This window comes from Vibrio sp. V10_P2A27P122, assembly GCF_963874335.1.
GTDB lineage: Bacteria > Pseudomonadota > Gammaproteobacteria > Enterobacterales > Vibrionaceae > Vibrio > Vibrio anguillarum.
The window spans coordinates 1-3,816 of sequence record NZ_CAWNHY010000153.1; the positions used below are offsets into that span (position 1 = coordinate 1).

2 protein-coding genes and 1 pseudogene are annotated in these 3,816 nt (G+C 45.8%); 2 read left to right on the top strand and 1 reads right to left on the bottom strand.

All coding sequences use genetic code 11. The features are described from left to right. Window positions 1-96, bottom strand: a pseudogene (locus AACQ17_RS07345) (GNAT family N-acetyltransferase); the annotation flags it as partial. 216 nt (window positions 97-312) lie between these two features. Between AACQ17_RS07345 and pheS the strand changes: the two are divergent. Then, window positions 313-1,296, top strand: coding sequence for a phenylalanine--tRNA ligase subunit alpha (gene pheS, locus AACQ17_RS07350; RefSeq protein ID WP_017044058.1), 984 nt, complete (start codon window positions 313-315; stop codon window positions 1,294-1,296). Window positions 1,297-1,312: 16 nt separating this feature from the next. Next, window positions 1,313-3,700: a phenylalanine--tRNA ligase subunit beta gene (gene pheT / locus AACQ17_RS07355; protein ID WP_094147451.1), complete on the top strand. Its 2,388-nt coding sequence runs from the start codon at window positions 1,313-1,315 to the stop codon at window positions 3,698-3,700. Window positions 3,701-3,816 lie beyond the last annotated feature (116 nt).

The window sequence follows — 3,816 nt, forward strand, 5'->3', positions numbered from 1 at the left end:
CTCACCGATGGCCCCAAATTCAGCGCCTACAGATTGGATAATTTTACAAATGTCCGGATCATCTTGTGGTTCGATTGGTGTTATCGTGATGTTCATTGTTTCTTCTTAAAAATAGTCATGTTTTTATTATTGTTTGGGGAGAGGGAGGTAATATCAAGAGAGCGGCAAAAATAATGCCGTTTTTTTGTTCAAGAACAAGCGTCAGTATCATTTCAATTTGGCTTTAGAGGTGGCTTTCGATACTATGTGCAGCTATCTGAAAAATACAAAAACATCCTATATGGACACTACCTACAGGTAGATGAGGAAACGATGCAACATCTAGAAGAGATTATTGCTAATGCGACCGCAGCGATTAATGCTGCTGATTCGCTAGTCGCACTTGATGAAGTGCGTGTTCAGTACTTGGGTAAAAAAGGTGAGTTAACCACTCAGCTACAGAGCCTAGGTAAATTGCCACCCGAAGAACGTCGCGCTGCAGGTCAAGAGATCAACGTTGCGAAAGAGACAGTGCAACACGCCATTGCTACGCGTAAAGATGCTTTGCAGCGAGCAGAGTTAGAAGCCAAACTAGCGGCTGAAACGATTGACGTTACTTTGCCTGGACGCCGCATTGAAAATGGTGGCTTACACCCAGTGACTCGCACAGTTGAACGTATTGAGCAGTTCTTTGGTGAGCTTGGTTTTCATGTTGAATCTGGCCCTGAAATTGAAGACGCCTTCCACAACTTTGATGCGTTGAATATTGCTGCCGATCACCCAGCACGTACTGATCACGATACCTTCTTCTTTAATCCAGATTTAATGTTGCGTACACACACGTCAGGTGTGCAAATTCGCACTATGGAAAATGGTCAACCGCCGTTTCGTTTTATTGCGCCGGGCCGCGTATATCGTAATGACTACGACCAAACACACACACCAATGTTCCACCAAGTTGAAGGAATGTTGGTTGATGAGCACGTCAATTTTGCTCAGCTTAAAGGTATTTTGAACGATTTCTTATGTAACTTTTTTGAAGAAGAAGTTGAAGTGCGTTTCCGTCCTTCTTATTTCCCATTTACAGAACCTTCTGCGGAAGTGGATGTGAAGGGTAAAAATGGTAAATGGCTTGAAGTTCTAGGCTGTGGCATGGTTCACCCGAACGTTTTGCGCAGTGTTGGTATTGACCCTGAAAAATATTCTGGCTTTGCATTTGGTATGGGTGTTGAGCGTTTAACGATGCTTCGTTATGGCGTCAACGACCTACGCGCGTTCTTTGAGAACGATCTGCGCTTCCTCAAACAATTCAAGTAATTCAAGGGTAAACACAATGAAATTCAGCGAATCATGGCTTCGTGAGTGGGTTAACCCTGCGGTTACGACTGACGAACTTACACATCAAATTACAATGGCAGGCTTGGAAGTCGATGACGTTCTTGCTGTCGCCGGTGAATTTACTGGCGTCAAAGTGGGTCACGTTGTTGAATGTGGTCAACATCCAGATGCCGACAAACTGCGTGTAACGAAAGTTGACGTGGGTGAGGAAGAACTGCTTGATATCGTTTGTGGTGCAGCAAACTGCCGCCAAGGCTTAAAAGTGGCGGTAGCGACTGTTGGTGCGGTACTGCCCGGCGATTTCAAGATTAAAAAAGCAAAATTACGTGGTCAACCTTCTCACGGCATGCTTTGTTCATTCAGTGAGCTAGGGATTGATGTTGAATCCGCTGGCATTATGGAGCTTGCAGAAGATGCCATCGTTGGTACTGATTTTCGCGAATTCCTAAGCTTAGATGATGTGACTATTGATGTCGATTTGACCGCGAACCGCGCAGATTGCTTTAGTATTCGTGGCCTTGCTCGTGAAGTAGGTGTATTGAACCGCATTGATGTCACTGAGCTATCGGTCACCACTATTCCTACTTCAATTGAAGATAAAGTCTCTATTGAAGTGAAAGCACCGGCCGCTTGTCCGCGTTATCTTGGTCGCGTGGTTAGAAACATTAATGTTCAAGCCCAAACACCGCTTTGGATGCAAGAGAAGTTACGCCGTTGTGGTCTACGTTCAATTGATCCAGTGGTTGATATCACTAACTATATCTTGCTTGAACAAGGCCAACCGATGCATGCCTTTGATCTTGCCAAGATCGAAGGCGGTATTGTTGTTCGTATGGCCGAGCAGGATGAAAAACTTACGCTACTCGATGGTACAGAAGCTAAGTTGAATGTCGATACGCTGGTTGTTGCCGATCACAATAAAGCATTAGCCATTGCGGGCATTTTTGGTGGTGAAGGTTCAGGCGTTAGCTCAGAAACCCAAGATGTACTGCTTGAGTGTGCTTTCTTTGCACCAGACCATATCCGCGGTCGTGCTCGTAGCTATGGCCTACATACTGATTCATCCATGCGTTTTGAGCGCGGTGTTGACTACGCGTTGCAAGCCAGTGCGATGGAACGAGCGACGCAGTTGCTGGTTGATATTTGTGGCGGTGAAGTTGCACCTGTGGTTAGTGTTGAGTCTGAAACGGATTTACCTAAACCAAATCAAGTCACACTTCGTCGCACTAAACTGGACAGTTTGCTTGGTCATCACATTGCGGATGCTGATGTGGTTGAAATCCTAAAACGTTTAGGTATGAGTGTTGAGAGTCGCGCAGACAGTTGGGTCGCTACCGCGCCAACGTGGCGTTTTGATATCGCGATTGAGCAAGACTTGATTGAGGAAATTGGCCGTATTTACGGTTACAACAATATCCCTAATCAAGCTCCCGTTGCAGCATTGAGCATGAATGACCACCAAGAAGCAAACTTGCCACTTAAGCGTGTTCGTCATTTGTTAGTTGACCGTGGTTACCATGAAGCGATCACCTACAGCTTCGTTGAGCCAGAGCAGCAGAAACTGATTGTTCCAGATGTTGAACCACTCATTCTACCTAATCCTATTTCTGCTGATATGTCGGCGATGCGTTTGGGCTTGATCCAAGGTCTATTAAATACCGTGGTTCATAACCAGAAACGCCAGCAGCCACGCGTTCGTTTGTTTGAATATGGTTTGCGTTTTATTCCTGATGCTTCGGCAGAGAACGGTATGCGCCAAGAACCTATGCTCGCGGGGGTAATATCCGGTACTCGTGGTGAAGAGCACTGGAACATGGACACCGCAACGGTTGATTTCTTCGATCTAAAAGGTGACTTGGAAGCCATTCTTGATTTAACCGCCAACGGCAAAGCTTACAGCTTTACTTCTGTTGCACACCCAGCGCTGCACCCTGGGCAATCGGCCGCCATCGTTGTCGATGGTGAGATTATTGGGGTGATAGGCACTGTTCATCCAGAGCTTGAGCGTAAGTTTGGCTTGAATGGCCGCACCATCGTATTTGAACTTGAATGGTCAGCGGTGAACACCCGTGTAATTCCAGAAGCTGCATCACTGTCTAAGTTCCCAGCGAACCGCCGTGATATAGCACTGGTTGTTGATGGCGCCATTGCTTCAGGTGATATTGTCGATGCATGTCGTAATGCTGGTGGTGAGCTTCTAAAAGAGGCGAAACTGTTTGACGTTTATGTAGGCAAAGGGGTTGAAGAGGGCAAGAAGAGTTTAGCAATTGCGTTGATGCTTCAATCGACTGAACGTACTTTAGAAGAAGCCGATATTGCAAGCGCTGTTGAATCGATTGTGACTTCAGTAGCGGCAGAGTTTGGTGCAGCCCTGCGCGACTAATTCAGAAAGTAGCCTAAGTATATTTGAGCAGGTTCAAGTTGGGCCTGCTTTTTTATATGCAATTTAGTGACAAGTTAGTGTTAAACAAGTCTATGATTTAACAGGTTATAAATTTT